We start from the raw sequence: 22581 nt of genomic DNA on the forward strand, positions 1-22581 counted from the left end.
ACTTTTAATTGAGACTATCCCGTGTTTTTCATGCCCGCAGCAATGCCGGAAATCGATAGCATCAGTACATCTTGATAGATATCTTTATCTTCAGCACCTAGGTCACCTTTCGCTAATTTGTGTAGGGTAGATGCCTGTAACAAATTCAAAGGGTCAATATACGGTTTTCGATAGTGGATTGCTGAGTATTTAGATGAGGCGTGAGCATCATCAGTTAGTGTATTGATCTGCGTATTAACCTTAATCATGGTGTTTAGTTTCGAGCGTAAATCTTGACCATAGCGTTGTAAATCTAAAGATAGACTGTCATCATAAAATTGAGCAATCTCTGGTGAGGTTTTTAATAGTGTCATATCTAAAAGGTCAATCAAGTTTTTGAAAAATGGCCAGTTCTTTAACATCTCTTTGATCAATACGTTATCTGTAGCTAATGCTGAGTGTAAGGCTGATTCCATACCAAGCCAGCTAGGTAAAATCAATCGAGTTTGCGTCCAAGCAAAAATATAAGGGATCGCTCTTAAGCTCTCTAAGCGTGCTGATGGTTTGCGCTTAGCAGGGCGACTGCCAATGCACAGTTTACCAAGTGCGCTAGCAGGTGTTGCCTGTGTGAAATATGCCATAAAGGCCTCATCATGCACTACGTGGCGATAGTCTGAGGCTGACTGATCACTCATTTGATTCATTAATATTTGCCAGTCATCACTTGCTTCCATCGGAGGAGTTAAAGTGGCTTCTAAAACAGAGTTGGTATATAGAATAAAGTTTTCTAAGGCATTTTCTTTGGAGCCAAATTTTTTATGAATGACCTCACCTTGTTCTGTGACCTTGATCCAGCCATTGACGGTATGCGGTGGTAGTGATAATAGAGCTGATTGAATCGGTCCGCCACCGCGACCAACCGAGCCACCGCGCCCATGGAAAAAGCATAGTTTGATATCATGCGCTTTGCCTATGTCAAGCATTTGTTGCTGAGCTTTATAAAGTTGCCAGCTTGCGGCAAGTTTTCCAGCGTCTTTGGCAGAATCTGAGTAGCCAATCATAACTTCTTGATGGCCTTTGGTATGCTCTTTGTACCAGTTAAGTTGAAATAACTGTGATAGAGTTTGCGCACTGCACTTTAAGTCATTTAATGTTTCAAATAATGGCACAACGGGTAGATGGTCTTTAATGTGGCAGGATTTTTGCAACAAGAGAACGCTTAAAACATCGGATGGTTGTGATGCCATTGAGATGACATAGGAGCCAAATTGATCACGTGGCAATTTGGCAATGGTTTGGAAGGTATCAATTAATTCTTGTTCATCGTCATTAAAGGGGCAATCATCATCAAATAATGGGCGTTTACTTTGTAGCTCGTTGATTAACCAGGTGATTTTTTGTGACTCATTTAATTGCTGATAATCCCCTAACTCAAGATATTGATAAATGCGTGCAATCACCTCGCTATGACGCGAAGATTCTTGACGAATATCCAGTTTCACGAGATGTAAGCCAAAGGTATGAATTTTGCGTATTAAATCCTCAAGGCTGTCTTGCGCAATTGCCGCGGCATTGTTTTGAGTTAAGCTGTCATAGATAAGATAAAGCGGTTGTAGTATTTCTTCAACACTTTGAATACAGTCGCTGTCTAAACGAAAACGCTTTTTAATAATGCGTTGCTGATACCAGTCAATGGTATAGTTTAGGCGATTTCGTAATTGCCTTAATAGCACACGATAGGGTTCATGCTCATTGTTTGCCAATGTGCTAAGTTCATAATTGCAGGCATTAATCGACAGCTCTTGAATCAGGTCGGTGATGTCATTTAAAATTAAGGTCATTGCTCGCCAGCGATAGAGCATAACGACTTGCTCGGTAATATTGGCAGTGACGTACGGATTGCCATCGCGATCACCCCCCATCCAGCTGCCAAATTTAAGCGGTGTTTGATTAAGGGTGAGAGGTATCAGACCACTATCTAACAGTGCACAATTAATCCGGCGAAAATACTGGGGAACACTGTGCCAAAAAGCTTCCTCTACGACAGCGCATCCCCATTTGGCTTCTTCAATGGGTGTTGGTCGCTTGCGGCGAATTTCATCCGTAAGCCATAAGTTAGTAATAATAACGTGTAATTTTCGATCAATATCAACTTTGTCATACGTCGTCTTGGCTTCTTTACGCCATTTAATCAACTCACTGATTTGATTATATTTTTGGACATTGGTGCGACGTTTGACTTCCGTGGGATGTGCTGTTAACACCAAAGTGATTGATAATTCTTGGATAATATCTTCAATTTCAGTAGGCTTTACACCAACGCGGGTGGCGTTAGCAATAATTTCATTTAAGCTATTTGTCGGTGTTTCAATATCGATGCGATGGACGTTTTCAACAATATTAACTAGATTAAGAAAGTGGCCAAAGGCACGTGCAACAATAATGCTTTGTTTGGCATCGAGGCTTTCAATATAACGATAAAGACGCTCAAAAGAACTATCTTGACTGGTCTGAATATGAATCGCACTTTGGCGGATCTTCTCAACAATTGCCAAGCCAGATTCACCCGTTTGGCATTCTATGACCTTTCCTAAAATATTGCCTAATAGCTCAATATCTTCTTTGACTGTTTTCGCATATGGTGCTTTTTTGATCCTTGTTTCCGACATATGTCCCCCTTTGTATTGCAAAATGCGCATACTTATTATTCCTCAATAAATTATTGAAGTAAAATGCAAATTTTAGCAATTATAGACAATGCAATATTTGTTATTTTAAAAATAAAAAACTAATGATATAGTCTTAAGTAATTCTTTAGATTGTTTTGATATGATGTGAACTGGGCACAGATTGGATGCAGCGTGCGTTTAAAGTCAAAAGGTTAATAAATATCTCAACAGCCTGCAAATCAAGATAACGGAGCGAGCAAAAGAATATCGAATTATAATGATCTAACGTGTCAGAAGAGGAGGGTGAAGTATGCATAGTGATCAGCAACAAATATTTGGTGGTTTATATTCCAGTACATTTGAGCATGATAATTGTGGATTTGGGCTTTTGGTTAATAAATATGGTAATAAAAGCCATCGCATTATTGGTACAGCGGTCAAAGCACTTTCCAATATGAAGCATCGTGGTGCGGTATCCGCGGATGGCTTATCAGGAGATGGTTGCGGTGTTTTATTTAAAATTGACGCGGGTTACTTTTGGGCAAAGGCTGAAAGTCATGGTTTTAAAAGGCAAGATAAACTGGGCACGGGACTTGTCTTTTTTGCACCAGACAAAGTCGATAGCCAACGTCAAAGTGTCGAAGAGATCGTTAAAAAATATGGATTAATATTCTCAGGTTTAGCACTTGTTAATATTGATAAAAGCTATCTTGGTGAGCAAGCAAAAGCGATTTGTCCTGACATTTATCAGTTGTTTGTTGGCTGTGGGCGTGAGATGTGCAGCATGATCCTTGAAGAAAAGCTATACTTAATTCGTCGTGAACTTGAGCGGATTTATCAAGGTTGTGATTATTTTTATTTGCCGAGTTTATCATCACGCACGATTGTTTATAAAGGACTTGTAACCCCTGAGAATTTACCACGATTTTACCCTGATCTTGCTGATCTCAAGCTTACAACAGACTTATGCATTTTCCATCAACGTTTTTCAACCAATACCTTACCACAATGGCGTTTAGCGCAGCCTTTTCGCTATTTAGCACACAATGGTGAGATCAATACGATCAAAGGCAATCGTAATTGGGTAAATGCCAATGGTTCACGTCTTTTGGATAAGCTCAAAGCCTATCAGGATATTATTTTACCGATTACCAATGATAAGGTATCAGACTCCTGTAGTGTTGATCATGTCGTTGAGTGCTTGCACTTAAATGGGATGTCGCTACTGCAAACATTGCGGATTATGATTCCACCGGCGTGGCAAAATCAAGAGGATATGGATGCTGACTTACGTGCTTTTTATGAGTTTTATGGCATGCATATGGGCGCTTGGGATGGTCCAACAGCACTTGTTGCTACCGATGGACGTTTTGGCTTGTGTATCTTGGATAGAAATGGTTTACGTCCTGCGCGTTGGCATGAAAATATCAAGGGTGATATTATGATTGCCTCTGAGGCGGGTGTTTATGATGACTCATTGGTGATTGTTAAAAAGGGACGTGTGCGACCAGGACAAATGATCGCTGTTGATACCGAATCAGGTGCGTTCTTAAGCGCTGAAACTATTGATAATAAACATAAACATCAATTGCCTTATAAGCAATGGCTTAATAGCTCTTCAGTTGCCATTCGGCGTGGCTTAACTCAAATTAATCAGGAAGAATACTCATCTGAAGTCTTGACACGTTATCTACATGCATTTGATGTGCATTATGAAGAAAGAGAAGTGGTCATCAAAGCACTGGCAACGGATGCCAGTGAAGCGATTGGTTCGATGGGTGACGATACGCCGATTGCAGTATTATCCAAATATAACCGTCCATTGTATGATTTTTTCCGTCAGCAATTTGCACAAGTGACAAACCCGCCAATTGACTCATTGCGTGAAAGTGTTGTGATGTCATTAAAAACATTTATCGGCAAACTGGGGAATCTGCATAAACCAAGTCCAGAGCTTGCAACAAGGGTGCTGTTAGAAAGCCCTATATTGTCCCCATCGACCCATGCTAAGTTGATGAAGATCACCAGTAACCGTCTGGTGATTTCATTAAACTATCCAGAGCATACAACACTACCAGAAGCACTTGATGATATTAAACAACAGGTACTTCAGGCATTAGATCAGGGATGTTTTATGCTAATTCTTGATGATAGTGGGATCAAAGAGAATAACTACAGTGTGCATGCACTATTAGCGACGGGCTTTATTCATCATCAGTTGAGCAAGCTTAATCGGCGCTGTGAAGCCAATATCATTGTAGTTACGGCAACAGCGCGCGACCCACATCAGTTTGCCTGTTTGTTGGCATATGGTGCCACGGCGATTTATCCTTATTTATCATATCAATTGATTAATCATATGGTGAATAGCAATGGTATTGCGGTAAAAGATAAGGCACAGGCGCGACGCAATTACCGCCTTGGTATCAATAAAGGACTACGTAAAATTATGTCAAAAATGGGCATATCAACGATGACCAGTTACCGTGGGGCGCAGTTGTTTGAAATTATTGGACTAGCTGATGAGGTAGTAACAAGTTGTTTTTATGGTACGCCAAGTCGTTTATCTGGACTTGACTTTAATGCGCTCAAACAGCGTTTTGTTATGCAGATGAAAGAGGCGTTTATTTGTAATGCTTCTTTGCCAAAGCCAAAAGGGCGCTATAAGTTTACACTTAATGGCGAATATCATGCCTTTAACCCTGAGGTGGTGTTAAGTTTGCAAAAGGCGATAAATAACCATGATGTTGAAAGTTATCAAAATTATCGTGATTTGGTGAATAACCGTGGCTATCAAAGCCTACGTGATCTTTTGGCAATTAAGGTCAATCGTGAGGTTAAACCGATTGATATCGATGAAGTAATGCCATTATCTGAAATTTACCAGTGTTTTGATTCAGCGGGAATGTCACTAGGAGCAATTTCTCCTGAAGCGCATGAGGCAATGGCAATGGCGATGAATGAACTGGGTGGGCGATCCAATTCTGGTGAGGGTGGAGAGGCCAAAGAGCGTTATCACACTAATAAAGTCTCGAAGATAAAGCAAATTGCGTCAGGGCGTTTTGGTGTGACGCCTGAATATTTAGTCAATGCTGAAGTGATTCAGATTAAAATTGCTCAGGGTGCTAAGCCTGGCGAGGGCGGGCAGCTGCCTGGCAAAAAGGTTAATGACTTGATTGCTAAACTGCGCTTCTCGGTTCCTGGTGTTACCTTGATATCACCGCCGCCACATCATGATATTTACTCAATTGAAGATCTTGCGGAGCTTATTTTTGATTTGAAACAAATAAACCCTGAGGCCTTTATTTCTGTCAAACTGGTTTCAGAGGCAGGCGTTGGAACCATCGCTGCCGGTGTTGTTAAAGCCTATGCCGATATGATTACGATTTCAGGGCATGATGGCGGTACAGGTGCATCCCCATTAAGCTCAATTGTTTATGCTGGAACGCCTTGGGAGATTGGTTTAGCTGAAACGCAGCAAACTTTGGTGAAGAATAATTTGCGTGGAAAGATCAAACTACAAGTGGATGGCGGCTTAAAAACAGGTCTTGATATTGTCAAGGCAGCCATTCTAGGTGCTGAGAGTTTTGCCTTTGGTACAGCACCAATGATTGCTTTGGGCTGTAAATATTTGCGTATTTGTCATTTGAATAATTGTGCCACAGGCGTTGCCACCCAAGATGAGTTATTGCGAGATAAATATTTTCGTGGCACGGTTGATAAGCTAAAATGTTTTTTTACTTTTTTAGCGACTGATGTGCGTGAGTGCCTTGCAAAGCTAGGCGTTAAAAGGCTGAATGACCTTATCGGGCGAGTTGATTTGTTAGAGATCGTTGAAGCTGCGCAATCACAATATGGTTTGGATTTACAGCCTATTGTGTATCAAGAAATGACAGATTATGCTAACTATTATCAAGGGGATAAAAATCAGCCGTTTGATAGTGCACCTTTAGCGCATGCAATCTTAGCGACAACAAAGGCAGATATTTTGGCGCAAAATGGCGGCAATTATCAATTTGAGATCAGAAATACCGATCGCGCCATCGGTGCGATGCTCAGTGGCTTTATCGCTAAGATTTATGGTAATGCTGGTTTAGAGAATCCACTGAATCTTTATTTTAAGGGCACTTCAGGACAAAGCTTTGGTGCATTTGGGATCAATGGTTTGCATTTACATCTTATCGGTGAGGCAAATGACTATGTTGGCAAATCAATGGCAGGCGGTGAAATTGTCATTATCCCTCCAGCTGAAGCACTTTTTGAGCCAGCATTAAGCCCGATTATTGGCAATACTTGTTTGTACGGGGCAACAGGTGGCAAATTATTTGCCTATGGGCAAGCAGGTGAGCGTTTTGCCGTAAGAAACTCAGGTGCTATTGCTGTTGTTGAGGGAGCCGGGGATCATTGCTGTGAGTATATGACCGGTGGTGTCATCATCGTGTTAGGTGAAACGGGTATTAACTTTGGTGCAGGGATGACTGGGGGTGTTGCTTTTGTTTTTGATCGCGATAATACTTTTTCAAGTCGTTATAACAATGAATTTATTAAACTCTACCGCATCCAGTCAGAGCGTATGCAAGATTATCAGGAGCTTTTGTACAGTTTGATTCAAACATATTTTGATAAAACATGTAGCGATCTTGCTAAAGAGATCTTGACGGATTTTCATGGTTATTTGCGTTATTTCTGGATGGTTGCGACAGAAGCGACATTTGAAAATTGTGATGTATTAGTGACGCAATACCAGATAAGTCAAACAAAACAAACAAACCAAACAAACCAAATAAGTCAAAGAGGACAAGAAAGTCGAGAGGACTTAACAGCAGCTTTTAATAGGAGGGAATATGGCGCAGCAAAATTTTGAATTTCTAGAGTTGAGTCGTAAAGCACCAAAAGAGCGTTGGGCGCCAGAGAGAGTTGAAGATTTTGATGAGATTCAGGGCAATTATTCGGCGAATGAGGCAAAGCTTCAAGCCAGTCGTTGCTTAGATTGCGGTACACCATACTGTCAATTTAAGTGTCCAGTGCAGAACTATATTCCACAGTGGTTAAGTCTCGTTGAAGAGGGACGTATTTTGGAAGCGGCAACTTTATCTCACCAAACCAACAGTTTGCCTGAGATTTGTGGACGTGTTTGTCCACAAGATCGCTTATGTGAGGGTAGTTGCACTTTGGATGAAGATTTTGGCGCAGTCAGTATTGGGTCGATTGAAAAGTATATTACCGATACTGCCTTAGCAATGGGTTGGAAGCCTGAGATTGCAGATATTACTAAAACCGGCAAAAAGGTGGCGATTATTGGTGCAGGTCCCGCGGGTCTTGCCTGTGCGGATATTCTGACGCAACACGGCATTGCTGCCGTTGTTTATGATAAGCATCCTGAGATCGGTGGGTTACTTAGCTTTGGTATCCCATCGTTTAAACTTGAGAAAGACGTTGTTGTTAAAAGACGAGAAATTTTAGAGTATATGGGGGTTGAGTTTAAACTGAACATTGAAGTGGGTAAAGACATTAGTTTTGATGTGCTTTATCAGCAGTATGATGCTATTTTTATTGCTGTAGGATGTTATAAGAACATGACTGCAAATATTCCCGGTGAGAACTTAAAGGGCGTCTATCAAGCGCTAGATTATCTGGTGAATAACAATCACAAGCAGATGGGGTTGATAGATCAGACTGCCTATCATGATTTTTATTTCAAACGGGTCTTGGTGTTAGGCGGGGGTGATACGGCGATGGATTGTGCTCGCACTGCTGTAAGGCAACAAGCCTCGAGTGTCTATTGTGCTTATCGTCGTAATGAAGCATCTATGCCTGGGTCCAAACGTGAAGTCTATAAAGCTAAAGAGGAGGGAGTGAAGTTCTTGTGGCATTATCAACCGCTTGAGATTATTGGTAGTGATCACGTTGAGGCAGTACGCTTTGCTAGAACCAAAATTGTCGTTGATGCGCACACACAAAGAAATATTTTGGAGATTGACTCTAGTGATGAGATTGTTATTCCTACTGATGCGGTGGTTATTGCCTTTGGCTTTCAACCGCATCAAATCGACTGGTTAGATCGTTATAAGGTTCAAACTGATGAAGATGGCAGAATTCAGACAAATGTTGCGATAAATGGTCATCGAGAAAGTAAGCCAAAGAACGTAACTGGAGTAACTGAAGCGAAAAAACAAAAGCGCTTTGCATTTCAAACACATAACGACAAGGTCTTTGCAGGAGGTGATATCACCCGTGGCTCAGATTTGGTGGTAACAGCAATATTTGAAGGACGCTCAGCAGCCAGAGGGATTATTGAGTATCTAAGTCATTGTGTTTGATTGGTTATTTTAATTTAACACGTAGAACATCAGCAAATTGGGCAAAAATAAATACAGTGCCAAATTTATAATGACAACTTATCTTGAGCCGATAAACTAAAGGAATCGTTATATTCTTTTGATAATTACATAATATGTCACAGCAATCATTACCCTTAGCAACCAACAAAATATCTACAGAGGTATCATTACCGGGTTCAAAAAGTTTATCTAATCGTGTGTTACTTATTGCAGCAATGGCAAACGGTGAATCAGTCATTGATAACTTGCCTTTAAGTAAGGATGTATTGGCTGGTGTTGGTGCGTTAAAGGCGCTTGGCATTAGACATCAGTTTGATGAGTCAAAAGGGCGCATTATTATTCAAGGCGCAAATGGTATTTTTCCTCATAAAAAAGCACGTATTTTTTGTAATGAAGCGGGGACGTTGACGCGCTTTATTATTCCTTTGTGTGCAGCACAAAAAATCGGTGAGTATTATATCTATGCTGCTGAAAGGATGATGGTGCGCCCCATTGCTGAGCAGCTTGCGGTATTAAGCTCTTTGGGTATGCAAGCAGCATATGAAGACAGGCAAGAGTCATTGCCGATGACGCTTTTGGCAAAGGGCTTGAAGCAGACAGACAGTGTAAGTATTGATGGGGCTAAGAGTAGTCAGTTCTTGTCAGGTTTATTAATCGCATCCCCCTTGATCGATGGTGGCTTAAGTATCCATTCAAATACTGATCACCCACAACCCTATGTGCAAATGACGGTGGATATGATGCGTGACTTTGGTGTGACAGTTGATGTGGAAAATAACCTTTATAAGATACAAGCTAATCAAAACTATCAGGCACGGCATTATGCAATTGAGCCGGATATCTCAACGGCATCGTACTTTTGGGCGCTAGCGGCAATCACACAAGGTAACGTTAAAGTTAAGCACGTAACACGCGATGCCAAGCAAGGTGATATTCGTTTTCTGGAAGTGCTTGAGAAGATGGGTTGTCAAGTGATCACTGAAGAAGACGGTATTCGTGTGATTGGTGGTGAAGTGTTAAATGGTGTAACAGTAGATATGCGCAACTTCTCCGATACGTTTATGACGGTTGCGGCAATTGCGTGCTTTGCTAAGGGTGAGACACATATCACGGGACTTTCGCATACGCGTTTACAGGAATCAGATCGTGTTAGTGCAATGGCTGAGGGCTTGGCGCGTTTAGGTGTTCACGTTACAACAACGAAGGATAGTATTCATATTTGTCCTGAAAAATCAGCACTTAGAGGTGGCACTGTTGAAGGGCATAATGATCATCGCATTGCAATGTCACTGGCATTGATTGGTTTAAAGCAGGAAGGTGTTATTATCAATGGTGCTGAGTGTGTTAGTAAAACATGTCCTGATTACTTTGAACGGATGGCGAAAATTATTTAGTTCATGGATAATTCAAGGTAAACTACAGCCATTTTCGAGAGTAAGGACGATTGATGCAAGAGATGCAAGATAAGCAGCTACTGGATTTAGAGGTGATTTTATCGCGTTTTAGCGTCAGACGTGCTTTTTATCTGGGAAAAGTTAAAAAAGCTTATTTTGATCGAATTTCTGCAGTGCATCATTATGCAGCAAGCGGCTTTATTTATGATGCGCAATTATTTGGTGCAAGCTTTAATGTCGGTAACTGGCCATTTGCAAACAAAAGCTTTGATCTGATTGTGCTTGATAATGTGTTATTAAATCCTAATGATGTACATAAGATTTTAATGGAAGCCATTCGCGTGCTAAGTGATGATGGTTGTTTGATTGTGGTGCAATACAAAAAAAATCAGGCTATAACAATTCCGTTTCGTTTTGTTAATAAAGAAATAAAGTCTCAGGGTTTACATAAAATTGAAAGCCACTACTATGATGTATTTAATGTCAAAGACTTCAGTAAATGGTTGCCGTGTTTGTTGCCTGAGAGCTTTTCTTGTGAGTATATTGCAAGCTTTAGCAAACAGGTTATTCCGCTAAGCCCATTGTTTTCAGGGGCAACGGAAATGGTTAAGTTGCCAGGAAAATATGCCATTGGTATGAATAAAGCGTTTAAAGTAAAAAAATAAAAATAGATAAAATGAAATAGATGAATACTCAAAAAAATAGCGAAGTAAGTAAATTGAAAAAGATTGTCATTTATACCGATGGCGCGTGTAAGGGCAATCCCGGACGTGGTGGCTGGGGCGCGATTTTGCAGTACAAAGCCAAAACCAAAGAGATTTATGGTGGCGAAGATAATACCACTAATAACCGTATGGAGTTATTGGCTGCGATTAAGGCATTGCAGTTATTGAAAGAGGCTTGTGATGTGGAGCTTTACACTGATTCAAAGTATGTTCAGCAAGGTGTCAATGAATGGCTTGACGGTTGGATAAAGCGTGGTTGGAAAACTGCAAATAAGCAACCGGTGAAGAATCAGGATCTATGGCAGTTGCTTGATCAGTCACGTCACAAACATCGAGTGAAATGGTGTTGGGTTAAGGGGCATAATGGGCATCCATTAAATGAACGTGCCGATGAGTTGGCTAATAAAGGGGTGATGCACAGTGCACAAGAAACCCATTAAAGATAAGAAGATCTATGTCATCTACACCGGTGGCACGATTGGGATGGTCAAAACTGATAAAGGCTATGCACCAAAGCAAGGCTATTTGTTGGATAAAGTTAAAACGATTAAAGATTTTTATCATAATGATGTGCCTGATTTCGAGATTAATGAATATCCACAATTGATTGATTCGGCAAATATCAAGCCAGAAGATTGGATTACGATTGCATTAGACATTGTGAATCATTATGAAAAATACGATGGCTTTGTCGTGTTGCATGGAACCGATACGTTAGCATATACCGCATCCAGTCTGTCATTTATGCTAAAGAACTTAAACAAGCCAGTGATCTGCACAGGCTCACAAATCCCAATTTCTGAGTTAAGATCTGATGCCTCAGATAATATTTTGCACAGTTTGATTTTGGCAGCGGATGAACGTATTGCTGAAGTTTGTGTGTATTTTAATAAGCAGCTATTACGGGGTAATCGCTCGGTCAAGGTTAATGCCTCAGGTATGGATGCGTTTAGTTCGCCGAACTATCCAGTGCTAGGGCAGGTTGGTATTGATATTGAATTAAATGAAGCCTATCTATATCCGTCTGATCATAACAAACTTGCGGAGATTGAGTTTAAAACCTTAGGCGTGCCCAAGATTGCAGTGCTGTCAATTTTCCCTGGGATGGATGCAAATATCCTAAACAAAGTATTGCAACCACCCTTACAAGGTTTGATTTTAAAGACTTATGGCGCGGGTAATATTATGAATTCGCCAAAAATTCTGCATGAGCTTGTCGAAGCATGTCAGCGAGGCGTGATTATCATCAACTGCAGCCAATGCTTAAAGGGGAGTGTTAAGATGGGGGCGTATGAAGCGGGGGTTGGTCTTGTAAATGCTGGCGTCATTTCGGGGCATGATATGACCGATGAGGCAGCATTGACTAAACTCTTTTACCTTTTGAGTATTCCGGGGTTATCACAACAAGAAGTGAAATTGGCGCTACATAAAAACCTGCGAGGAGAAATAACATTATGAAATATTTAACGAAGTTGATGGAGCAAAACCGTCAATGGGTTGAAGATACGAATAAAAATAAGCCAGGTTTCTTTGAGAGTTTATCAAAGCAGCAAAATCCAGAGTATTTATGGATTGGGTGTTCCGATAGTCGTGTGCCAGCAAATCAAATTTTGGGATTGCTGCCAGGGGATATTTTTGTGCATCGTAACGTGGCTAATGTTGTCGTTCATTCTGATTTGAATTTTTTATCAGTATTGCAATATGCTGTTGATGTGTTGAAAGTAAAGCATATCCTTGTTTGTGGGCACTATTGCTGTGGTGGTGTCAAAGCGGCTACTTTGAATGAGTCTAATGGATTGATTGATAACTGGTTGAGACATGTTCAAGATGTGCATCATAAGCATAAAGCGTTATTAAAACCTTTTGATCATGGTGAGTGTGAAGCTTTGGCATCTGGCGTTGATTGTCAGGAGCAGAAACATGCTGTGATGTGTGAGCTTAATGTGGTTGAGCAGGTGGTTAATGTTGCTAAGACAACCGTGGTTCAAGATGCTTGGCGACGTGGGCAAGAAGTGATGATTCACGGTTGTGTTTATGCTGTATCTAATGGGCTTTTACAGCAAATTGCTTTTGGCGTGGCGAACAATGATGAGATTGAAGATTTCTATGATAAAGCATTAACTAGCATACAGCGTGATTTATATAAGGAAAAAACATAATGGCTGAACAAAAGTGTATTGATAAAACTAAGTTTTTTGGTTATTTAAGTATTGGTATTGGCATGGCACTTGCGGGTGGCTTTATCTCATATGGAATTTTAAATTTTCATGCATTTAATCGTTATGTTGCGGTTAAGGGGTTGGCAGAGCAAACGGTTAAAGCGGATAAAGCCATTTGGAGTATTAGCTACACGGTGAACGCCAATAGTTTAAAAGAAGTCTATCAAAAGGTTGACCAAGATCAGTTGGCAGTGAGAAATTTTGTCAGTCAATCAGGGATTGATGCCAAGGCATTGCAATATGGCAGTATTTCATTAAACCAAAATTCACATAGCAAAGATCAGGTCAATACTTCAAATTATAGTGCTTATGGTAGTATGACGATCACGACAGATAAGGTTGATTTAGTACAAGGTTTGGCGCAAAAAACGAGTGATTTGGTTGCCAAAGGTGTTGTTGTTAGTAGTAGCAATGTTGCCTATAAATACACGGGACTTAACAGTATCAAACCAAAGATGCTGGAAGAGGCGACTCAAAATGCTAAAACGGCAGCATTACAATTTGCCAAAAATGCACAAACCGCATTAGGCAGTATTCGCCAAGCATCGCAAGGCGCCTTTACGATTAGTAATCAAGATGCCTCTTATGGCGATGGTGATCCTTATAAACTGGTTCGTGTTGTGGTGAGTTCAGCGTATTTTCTAAAATAAAATGATTTGCGGGCGGTATATTATATAAGCGTTGGCTGAGCGTAAGTCGAAGCCATTATTAAGCAGTCTGTTCCTAAACGTCCCCTTCGACTTACGCTCAGGGTACGATAAATGCTGAGGGTTGGTTTTTTGAATATTGATTTTTTTATATTGCCCAGTCAAGAAGATGAGCAATTTTGTCAGTTTGTGAGTACACAGGTTAAATCCTATTATGCAGCAGGGAAAACTGCTGTGATTTATGCAGAAGAGCCATTGTGTCAGGAGTTGGATGCTAGATTATGGTTTGATGGTGAAGATGATTTTTTGCCGCATATTTATGTCACAGATGAGTTGTCAGACTATACAAAACTTCCAGTAGTAATTGTTAGTGAAGCAAGCGCTCTTAAGAATTTGAATAAAGCTATACTTATTGATTTGACATTAAATGATCTGCCGATGAGCCATGAGATAAAACACTTGGTGAAAATTGTTGATCAAGAATCTTCAAGGCTACAAGCTTCAAGGCGCTATTATAAGGCATTGCAGCGACAGGGTTTTACAATTAATGTGCATAAGATATAAGAGATATTAGATGGCAAGGAAGTCATATGTATCTTTACGGGAAAATCTGAGAAAGGAGTTAATGTGTTTTAGTCAGTGATGATGATGGCAAACCTTCTGAATTTTACCGCATTGAAATATATTAAATAATTTGATCTTAAAAAATTCTTTAATGTCTATATTTAAACCTCGTTTTTACTGGGTTTGGATTAATTCTGATTGCTTGCTTCTTCACGGTAGCACTTCAATTTATTTGTGCTAGAATACGCAAGATTTTGTGTTTAACACGTTAATTTTCTTGATAAGCAGGAGAAAGCAATGAAACATCAAGGACCACGAAATATAGGGCTTGGCTCAATAAAGTCCTATTCGTTCCCAATTACGGCAATAAGCTCGATTATTCACCGAATTACTGGTGTATTAATGGTTGTATTATTGCCGTTTTTATTATGGGGTTTTAGTTTGTCAATGCGCTGTGGTGGCGATTTTTATCATGTGCAGGATTTATTAATCCATTCACCATGGAGCATTGTCGCTTGGATCTTTATATCAGCAGTTTCATATCATGTAATCGCCGGTATTCGCCACTTGATTATGGATTTAGGATTTGGTGAAGAAATGTGTACGGCTAAAGCTTCTTCAATCGTTGTTTTAGTGCTAGGTGTGTTAGTAACAATTTTCTGGGGGCTTTGGTTATGGGTAATGTAACTTCATGCACACGTTCGGGTTTGAAAGACTGGTTTTTGCAGCGTGTAACTGCCATTATCATTATGTTATATGCAATCTTTGTAGTGGTTGTTGTCTTAACACTATCCGGTGATGGTTCATATCACACATGGCTTGCAATTTTTCAAAACGCGTGGGTGAAAATATTTACGATTTTAGCGTTTTTGTCATTAATGGCACATGCATGGATTGGAATGTGGACGATTTTTACTGATTATGTGAAGTGCGCATGCATTCGCGGATTCTTGCAAGTAGCGGCAATTGTTGGCTACTTCGCGTGTTTTATTTGGCTTATTTGTATTTTATTTTAAGGGGTATTGATAATGAAAATTGCAGTACAACAATTTGATGCAATCGTTGTTGGTGCCGGTGGTGCTGGAATGCAAGCGGCATTTCAGTTAGCTCAATCGGGGTTTAAAACCGCAGCGATTTCAAAAGTATTTCCAACGCGTTCGCATACGGTATCAGCGCAAGGCGGTATTGCTGCGGCATTAGGTAATGTTGAATATGATGATGGTCTACCATCAGATGATTGGAAATGGCATACCTATGATACGGTTAAAGGTTCTGATTATATCGGTGATCAGGAAGCGATTGAATTTATGTGTGAGAATGCCCCGCAAGCAATTATTGAGCTTGAGCATATGGGTATGCCTTTCTCACGCCTAGAAAATGGTAAGATTTATCAGCGAGCTTTTGGTGGCATGTCGCGCAATTATGATGTCGGTAATATTGCCAAAAGAACGTGTGCGGCATCTGATAGAACAGGTCATGCGTTATTGCACACGCTGTATCAAGGTAATTTAAAGCATGAAACCAAATTTTTTAATGAGTGGTATGCTTTAGACTTAGTAAAATCATCAGAGCATTCCATTGCCGGTGTTTTGGCAATGAATATGGAAACTGGTGAAATTGTTTTCTTCCAGTCTAAAGTAACGATCTTAGCAACCGGTGGTGCCGGACGCATTTATGAATCGAGCACCAATGCGCATATTAATACCGGTGACGGTGTGGGTATGGCATTAAGAGCTGGTATTCCATTGCAAGATATGGAGTTCTGGCAATTCCACCCAACAGGTATTGCCGGAGCGGGTGTTTTAGTAACTGAAGGTTGCCGTGGTGAAGGTGGAATCTTACGTAATAAAGATGGTGAGCGCTTTATGGAGCGTTATGCACCAAATGCGAAAGATTTGGCATCGCGTGATGTGGTATCGCGTGCATCACAACAAGAAATTAATGAAGGCAGAGGTCTTAAGTTTGCTGGCGTTGATTGTGTGCATTTAGATTTGACACATTTAGATGAAAGTGTCATCAAAGAGCGTCTACCAGGTATTCGTGAATTGGCGATGACCTTTGCTGGTGTTGATCCATTAAAAGCACCGATTCCTGTCGTGCCAACTTGTCACTATATGATGGGTGGTGTGCCGACGAATAAACATGGTCAAGCATTAACACAAAATGCCAATGGTGAAGATGTTGTTATCGATGGCTTATATGCTGTTGGTGAATGTGCTAGCGTTTCTGTGCATGGCGCGAATCGCTTAGGTTCCAACTCATTATTAGATTTAGTGGTATTTGGACGTGCGGCAGGTATGCATGCAGAAGATGCTTTACGTGCGGGTATGCAGCAACGTGATGTGACCGATGAAGCACTAGATCAAGCGATGGCACGTTACAATCGCTGGCAAAATAACAAAGGTGGTGAAGGTGTTGCTGAGTTGCGTGCTGAGCTACAAAAAGCAATGCAGGTTGATTTCTCAGTATTTAGAACAGAGCAACAAATGCAAGATGGTCTTGAGCGTTTAAAATCATTGCGTGAGCGTGTGCAAAAAGCATCGTTAGCAGATCACTCACACGTATTTAATACCGCAAGAATCGAAGCGCTTGAGCTTGATAACTTAATGGAAACTGCGATGGCAACCGCGGTACTTGCGCTGACACGTAAAGAGTCGCGTGGTGCGCATTCACGTGAAGATTATCCTGAGCGCGATGATGAGAACTGGTTGAAGCATACGCTTTATTTCCTAGAAGGAGACCGCCCATCAACGCGTGATGTGAATATGAAACCATTAAAATTAGAACCATTCCAACCAAAAGTAAGAAGCTACTAAGGAGATAACGGTGGAAGTTAAATTTAAAGTTTATCGCTATAATCCTGAAGTTGATAATAAGCCTTACTATAAAGACTACACAGTGACGGTTGAAAACGAGGGCACAAAAGTGCTAACAGCGATTGAGCTCATTAAACAACAAGACCCAACATTAGCAATACGTCGTTCTTGTCGTGAGGGTGTTTGTGGTTCTGATGGTGTGAATATCAATGGTAAAAACCGTTTAGCATGTATTACTTCGATTGGCGAGTTGTCACAACCGATTAAGTTGCAACCTTTGCCAGGTCTGCCAGTGATTCGTGATTTAGTCGTTGATATGAATCAATTTTATAAAAACTATGAGAAAGTTAAGCCTTACTTGATTCCTGCAGAAGGTGATACACCCGTCAAGGAACGCCTACAGTCGCCAGAAGATCGTGCCAAGCTTGATGGCTTATATGAGTGTATCTTATGTGCATGTTGTACCACATCATGTCCATCATTCTGGTGGAATCCTGATAAGTTTATTGGCCCCTCAGGCTTATTACAAGCTTATCGTTTTGTGATTGACTCACGCGATGGGGCAACACAAGAGCGTTTGGATGCATTGCAAGATCCGTTTAGCGTCTTTAGATGTCGCACGATTATGAATTGTGTCAGTGTTTGTCCAAAAGGGCTTAACCCAACCAAAGCGATCGGTAAACTCAGATCGATGATGTTAAAAAACAACGTATAGTTAAGAAAAATCAAGCGCTGGAGAACCAGTGCTTTTTTGTTTGAACTAGCAAAAAAGTAAAAAAGAAAAAAGTAAAAGAGTGGAAACTATGAGTGAAACCCAAGAATCAATGTCTTCATGGTGGCAGTCTTCGCAACTATCCGGTAGTAGTAGCGCATACTTGGATGCTATTTATGAGGATTATTTACAAGACCCTAATTCGGTAGATAGTAGTTGGCGCCATTATTTTGACGCGATTCGTGACAATAAACATGAAGTCTCACATGCACAAGTGCGTGAGGATTTTGTCGCATTAAGCAAAAATCCATTTCGCTTTGCGCTGACAACGCCTCAGGGGATGGTTGTCGATTCAGGGAATTACCCCGATGGTGGAGATAAAGTCTCAGCGGTGATGGACCTTGTTTATATGTATCGTAGCATTGGTCACAAGGTTTCGCACTTAGATCCTCTGAATATCAAAAAGCCTCAAGAAACACCTGAGCTTGAGCTTGATTTTCATGGACTTAATGATGCTAACTTAAATGAAAAATTTAATGTTGGTGTGTTTTCTGACTATCAGGCATTACCACTTAAAGAGATTATTGCTAAATTACAGCATGTCTATACCGGTAGTATCGGCTATGAGTTTATGCATTTAAACAATATGGCTGAGAAGCTATGGTTTAGGCAACGCATCGAAAAGCAAACTCCTAAGTTATCAGTGGAGCGTAAGACTTGGTTATTGGATCGCTTAACGGCTGCCGAAGGCTTGGAGAAATATCTTGGCATGAAATATGTTGGTCAAAAACGTTTTTCATTAGAAGGTGGCGAATCCATGATCCCAGCTTTAAATGAGATGATCAATAAGGCTGGTGAGGTTGCTGTTGAGGAAATTGGTCTAGGGATGGCGCATCGTGGGCGCTTGAATGTGCTTGTCAATATTATGGGTAAATCACCCGAGGATTTATTCAAAGAGTTTGAAGGGGCGCAGGATAAGAAGTTTTTATCAGGGGATGTTAAATACCACATGGGTTTTGCATCATGGCATAAAACACCCAAAGAAGAATTGCGTTTAGCATTAGCGTTTAATCCCTCACATTTAGAGACGGTTGATCCAGTGGTTGAGGGCGCCGTAAGAGCAAAACAAGATTGCTTTAGTGATGAAGAAAAACCGCATACCAAAGTGGTGCCTATTTTAATTCATGGAGATTCAGCTTTCTGTGGTCAGGGTGTTGTGATGGAAACCTTTGCGTTATCACAAACACGCTACTACGGCACAGGTGGTACGATTCATATAGTCATTAATAATCAGGTTGGTTTTACTACCGATAAAAAAGAAGATAATCGTAGCAGTTTGTACTGCACTGATATTGCTAAAGTGGTTGAAGCGCCTGTTTTACATGTTAATGCGGATGATCCTGAAGCGGTATTGCGTGTCGCGGGACTGGCGATGGATTATCGCATGATGTTTGGCAAAGACATCGTTATTGACTTAGTTTGCTATCGTCGTCATGGACATAATGAAGCAGATGAGCCATCTGGAACACAGCCATTGATGTATAGCATTATTAAGAAATTGCCGACTACGCGTGCAATCTATGCGCAAAAGCTTGAGCAAGAAGGTGTCGTTTCCAAAGCACAAGCTGATCAAATGGCCAAAGCTTATCGCGATCGTTTGCAAAAAGGTGAAGTCGTTGCTGATATTGTTACTGGTAAGCATGAGCGCAAAACGAAATGTGTTGCAGATTGGCGCCCTTATGTCAATCAAAAATGGGATCAATCAGTCGATACACGTATTGATAAAGCGCAATTGGTGAAATTGGCTCAAAGCTTAAATGATTTACCAGCTGATTTGACACTGCAACCTCAAGTTAAAAAGGCCATTGATGATCGCGTTAAAATGGCAGCTGGAGAAATTCCAGGCAATTGGGGCTTTGCTGAAAACTTAGCCTATGCGACGTTGTTGGCAGAGGGTTATAACATACGCTTATCAGGTGAAGACTCTGGGCGTGGTACATTCTCGCATCGGCATGCTGTGTTACATAACTATGATTACAGTAAAACAGAATTGCCAGATTACACGCCATTACAACACATTAATGACAAGGCAGAATGCCATATTATTGACTCTGTGCTATCAGAGTATGCGGTTCTTGGATTTGATTATGGCTATAGTTGCTCAGCACCTAAGACGTTAACCTTATGGGAGGCGCAATTTGGTGATTTTGCCAATACCGCGCAAGTTGTTATTGATCAATTTATTGCTGCAGCAGAAGAGAAATGGGGCATTTTATCAGGTCTTGTAATGCTCTTGCCACATGGTCAAGAAGGGCAAGGGGCTGAGCATTCATCTGCAAGATTAGAGCGTTTTTTGCAGTTATGTGCGCATGATAATATGCAAGTGTGTGTGCCAACGACGCCTGCGCAAATGTTTCATATGTTGCGTCGTCAGATGTTGCGCCCTTATCGCAAACCATTGATTGTGATGTCACCTAAGAGTTTGTTGCGTCACCCAATGGTGCATTCAACACTCGATGAATTGGCTAATGGACAGTTCTATAATGTGATTGCTGAAGTCGAAGACCTTAAACCACGATCAGTATCACGCGTGATTTTATGCTCAGGTAAGGTCTATTATGATTTGCTTGCAAAACGTAGTGAGCAAGAGATTAAAGATATTGCTATTGTGCGTATTGAGCAGCTTTACCCATTCCCGCAAGCGGACCTTGATAAAGTATTAGCGCCTTATGAAGCAGTTAATGACATCGTTTGGGTGCAAGAAGAGCCTGAAAATCAAGGTGCTTGGTGGATGATTCAGCACGAATTGCGTAAAGTATTGCGCAAGGATCAGAATCTATCTTATGTCGGCAGAAAAGCAGCAGCGGCACCTGCGGTAGGTTATCCATCATTATTCCATGCGCAGCAAAGTGAATTAGTGACTAAAGCATTAAAGTTAGATAAATAGATCTGCTTTTAAAGACAACAAATTAAATAACGTTGATAAAAAATAAGTAAAATAAAAAGTTAAGGGTGAACCATGACAGAGGTAAAAGTTCCTGTTTTTCCGGAATCAATTGCAGAAGGTACAATTGCAACATGGCATAAAAAGCCAGGTGATCGCGTTGAAGAAGGCGATGTGTTGGCAGAGATTGAAACAGATAAAGTGGTGATGGAAGTGCCCGCAATGACAGCAGGGACAATGGGCGAGATTGTCAAGCACGAAGGCGATACAGTGCTTTCTCAAGAAACGATTGGCTCAATCACTGCTGGCGCTGCTGAAGCACCTGCAACAGCGCAAACAAATGAAGCCACAAAAGCTGCAACAGCTGCTTCATCTGCTGAAGCGGTGACGGTGAATGCCCCGACTTTCCCTGAATCAATTGCTGAAGGTACAGTAGCAACATGGCATAAAAATATTGGTGATCAGGTCGAAGAAGGTGAAACATTAGTTGAAATCGAAACCGATAAAGTGATGATGGAAGTGCCCGCAACCCAAAGTGGTGTATTGGCTGAAAAGCTTAAAAATGAAGGTGACACGGTGCTAAGCGCTGAAGCAGTAGCCAAAATTAGCGCGGGCGCTGTGAGCCAACCGGCAGCAGTTGAGACGACTACTGAATCAAAGAATGTAGCATCTAGTGATCATTTATCGCCTGCAGTGCGTCGTGCGGTTAAAGCCAATGATGTTGATGTCAATAATGTGCAAGGCACTGGTAAAAATGGCCGCATTACCAAACAAGATGTTGTAAGTGCTCCTGTACAAGCTCAAAAACAAGCACCAGTAGCCCAAGCGGTCGATACTATGGGCTTTGAGGGTGATCGTCCTGAGAAGCGTGTGCGCATGACACGTTTGCGTCAAACGATTGCGAAACGTTTGGTTGAAGTGCAACATACCAATGCGATTTTGACGACGTTTAACGAAGTCGATATGAAACCGGTTATGGATCTAAGAAAGCAATATAAAGATCTTTTCCAAAAGACACATGATGCCAAACTTGGCTTTATGTCATTCTTTTTAAAAGCAGCAACCGAAGCGTTAAAGCGTTTCCCTGAAGTCAATGCGTCAATTGATGGCACTGATGTTCTCTATCACGGCTTCTTTGATATTGGTGTCGCAGTGGGTTCTGATCGTGGCTTAGTGGTTCCTGTCATCCGCAATGCAGATCAAAAATCTTTTGCCCAAATTGAAAATGATATTATTGAAAAGGCAATTAAAGCACGCGATGGTAAATTATCATTAGAAGAAATGCAAGGTGGTACATTTACGATCACCAATGGTGGCACGTATGGTTCAATGCTGTCAACGCCAATTATTAATGCACCACAAAGCGCGATCTTAGGCATGCACAATATCGTTGAGCGCCCAGTAGTCGTTAATGGCGAAATCGTGATTCGCCCGATTATGTATTTAGCATTATCTTATGATCACAGAATCATTGACGGCAGTGTCTCTGTTAAATTCTTAAAAACAATTAAAGAACTGATTGAAGATCCAGCAAGGATGTTGTTGGAGATTTAAGTAGATAATTTTTCTAA

16 protein-coding genes are annotated in these 22581 nt (G+C 40.9%); 15 read left to right on the forward strand and 1 reads right to left on the reverse strand.

Annotated features, from left to right (window positions below):
* Window positions 1-14 precede the first annotated feature (14 nt).
* On the reverse strand, window positions 15-2648 hold the full coding sequence (gene ppc, locus ACTS4L_RS07220) for a phosphoenolpyruvate carboxylase (protein ID WP_440615730.1): 2634 nt from the start codon (window positions 2646-2648) through the stop codon (window positions 15-17).
* A gap of 310 nt (window positions 2649-2958) precedes the next feature.
* Here ppc and gltB point away from each other — a divergent pair, with 310 nt between their 5' ends.
* From gltB to odhB, 15 genes are all read left to right on the forward strand, one after another.
* Window positions 2959-7512, forward strand: coding sequence for a glutamate synthase large subunit (gene gltB, locus ACTS4L_RS07225; protein ID WP_440651893.1), 4554 nt, complete (start codon window positions 2959-2961; stop codon window positions 7510-7512).
* On the forward strand, window positions 7493-8968 hold the full coding sequence (locus ACTS4L_RS07230) for an FAD-dependent oxidoreductase (protein WP_440615732.1): 1476 nt from the start codon (window positions 7493-7495) through the stop codon (window positions 8966-8968). Before gltB ends, ACTS4L_RS07230 begins: the two co-directional genes overlap by 20 nt.
* Before the next feature lie 134 nt (window positions 8969-9102).
* Complete coding sequence (aroA, locus tag ACTS4L_RS07235) at window positions 9103-10383, forward strand: 3-phosphoshikimate 1-carboxyvinyltransferase (protein WP_440615733.1); 1281 nt, start codon at window positions 9103-9105, stop codon at window positions 10381-10383.
* Between the two features lie 53 nt (window positions 10384-10436).
* Window positions 10437-11048 (forward strand): class I SAM-dependent methyltransferase, encoded by a 612-nt coding sequence (locus ACTS4L_RS07240; RefSeq protein WP_440615734.1) that lies wholly within the window; start codon window positions 10437-10439, stop codon window positions 11046-11048.
* A gap of 20 nt (window positions 11049-11068) precedes the next feature.
* A complete protein-coding gene (gene rnhA, locus ACTS4L_RS07245) occupies window positions 11069-11548 on the forward strand; it encodes a ribonuclease HI (protein ID WP_440615735.1) in 480 nt (159 codons plus the stop codon).
* Window positions 11529-12566: an asparaginase gene (ansA, locus tag ACTS4L_RS07250; RefSeq protein ID WP_440615736.1), complete on the forward strand. Its 1038-nt coding sequence runs from the start codon at window positions 11529-11531 to the stop codon at window positions 12564-12566. Before rnhA ends, ansA begins: the two co-directional genes overlap by 20 nt.
* Window positions 12563-13267, forward strand: coding sequence for a carbonate dehydratase (can, locus tag ACTS4L_RS07255; RefSeq protein ID WP_440615737.1), 705 nt, complete (start codon window positions 12563-12565; stop codon window positions 13265-13267). Before ansA ends, can begins: the two co-directional genes overlap by 4 nt.
* Complete coding sequence (locus ACTS4L_RS07260; protein WP_440615738.1) at window positions 13267-13977, forward strand: SIMPL domain-containing protein; 711 nt, start codon at window positions 13267-13269, stop codon at window positions 13975-13977. The genes can and ACTS4L_RS07260 overlap by 1 nt, the downstream gene beginning before the upstream one ends.
* 129 nt (window positions 13978-14106) lie before the next feature.
* Window positions 14107-14538 (forward strand): DNA polymerase III subunit chi, encoded by a 432-nt coding sequence (locus ACTS4L_RS07265; RefSeq protein WP_440615739.1) that lies wholly within the window; start codon window positions 14107-14109, stop codon window positions 14536-14538.
* Window positions 14539-14835: 297 nt separating this feature from the next.
* On the forward strand, window positions 14836-15225 hold the full coding sequence (gene sdhC / locus ACTS4L_RS07270; protein ID WP_440615740.1) for a succinate dehydrogenase, cytochrome b556 subunit: 390 nt from the start codon (window positions 14836-14838) through the stop codon (window positions 15223-15225).
* A complete protein-coding gene (gene sdhD, locus ACTS4L_RS07275; protein ID WP_440615741.1) occupies window positions 15213-15554 on the forward strand; it encodes a succinate dehydrogenase, hydrophobic membrane anchor protein in 342 nt (113 codons plus the stop codon). The genes sdhC and sdhD overlap by 13 nt, the downstream gene beginning before the upstream one ends.
* 12 nt (window positions 15555-15566) lie before the next feature.
* Window positions 15567-17354 (forward strand): succinate dehydrogenase flavoprotein subunit, encoded by a 1788-nt coding sequence (gene sdhA / locus ACTS4L_RS07280; protein ID WP_440615742.1) that lies wholly within the window; start codon window positions 15567-15569, stop codon window positions 17352-17354.
* A gap of 10 nt (window positions 17355-17364) precedes the next feature.
* Complete coding sequence (locus ACTS4L_RS07285; RefSeq protein ID WP_440615743.1) at window positions 17365-18069, forward strand: succinate dehydrogenase iron-sulfur subunit; 705 nt, start codon at window positions 17365-17367, stop codon at window positions 18067-18069.
* Window positions 18070-18157: 88 nt separating this feature from the next.
* Window positions 18158-21013: a 2-oxoglutarate dehydrogenase E1 component gene (locus ACTS4L_RS07290; protein ID WP_440615744.1), complete on the forward strand. Its 2856-nt coding sequence runs from the start codon at window positions 18158-18160 to the stop codon at window positions 21011-21013.
* 72 nt (window positions 21014-21085) lie between these two features.
* Window positions 21086-22564: a 2-oxoglutarate dehydrogenase complex dihydrolipoyllysine-residue succinyltransferase gene (gene odhB / locus ACTS4L_RS07295; RefSeq protein ID WP_440615745.1), complete on the forward strand. Its 1479-nt coding sequence runs from the start codon at window positions 21086-21088 to the stop codon at window positions 22562-22564.
* Window positions 22565-22581 lie beyond the last annotated feature (17 nt).

Origin of the sequence: Cysteiniphilum sp. 19S12-1 (assembly GCF_052030685.1) — a bacterium.
Classification (GTDB): domain Bacteria; phylum Pseudomonadota; class Gammaproteobacteria; order Francisellales; family Francisellaceae; genus Caedibacter.

Coding starts and splice junctions, on each gene's coding strand:
- ACTS4L_RS07290 (WP_440615744.1), top strand. CDS start 18,158: ATGAGTGAAACCCAAGAATCAATGTCTTCATGGTGGCAGTCTTCGCAA.
- rnhA (WP_440615735.1), top strand. CDS start 11,069: ATGAATACTCAAAAAAATAGCGAAGTAAGTAAATTGAAAAAGATTGTC.
- ACTS4L_RS07230 (WP_440615732.1), top strand. CDS start 7,493: ATGGCGCAGCAAAATTTTGAATTTCTAGAGTTGAGTCGTAAAGCACCA.
- sdhD (WP_440615741.1), top strand. CDS start 15,213: ATGGGTAATGTAACTTCATGCACACGTTCGGGTTTGAAAGACTGGTTT.
- gltB (WP_440651893.1), top strand. CDS start 2,959: ATGCATAGTGATCAGCAACAAATATTTGGTGGTTTATATTCCAGTACA.
- ppc (WP_440615730.1), bottom strand. CDS start 2,648: ATGTCGGAAACAAGGATCAAAAAAGCACCATATGCGAAAACAGTCAAA.
- aroA (WP_440615733.1), top strand. CDS start 9,103: ATGTCACAGCAATCATTACCCTTAGCAACCAACAAAATATCTACAGAG.
- ACTS4L_RS07240 (WP_440615734.1), top strand. CDS start 10,437: ATGCAAGAGATGCAAGATAAGCAGCTACTGGATTTAGAGGTGATTTTA.
- can (WP_440615737.1), top strand. CDS start 12,563: ATGAAATATTTAACGAAGTTGATGGAGCAAAACCGTCAATGGGTTGAA.
- sdhC (WP_440615740.1), top strand. CDS start 14,836: ATGAAACATCAAGGACCACGAAATATAGGGCTTGGCTCAATAAAGTCC.
- ACTS4L_RS07260 (WP_440615738.1), top strand. CDS start 13,267: ATGGCTGAACAAAAGTGTATTGATAAAACTAAGTTTTTTGGTTATTTA.
- sdhA (WP_440615742.1), top strand. CDS start 15,567: ATGAAAATTGCAGTACAACAATTTGATGCAATCGTTGTTGGTGCCGGT.
- odhB (WP_440615745.1), top strand. CDS start 21,086: ATGACAGAGGTAAAAGTTCCTGTTTTTCCGGAATCAATTGCAGAAGGT.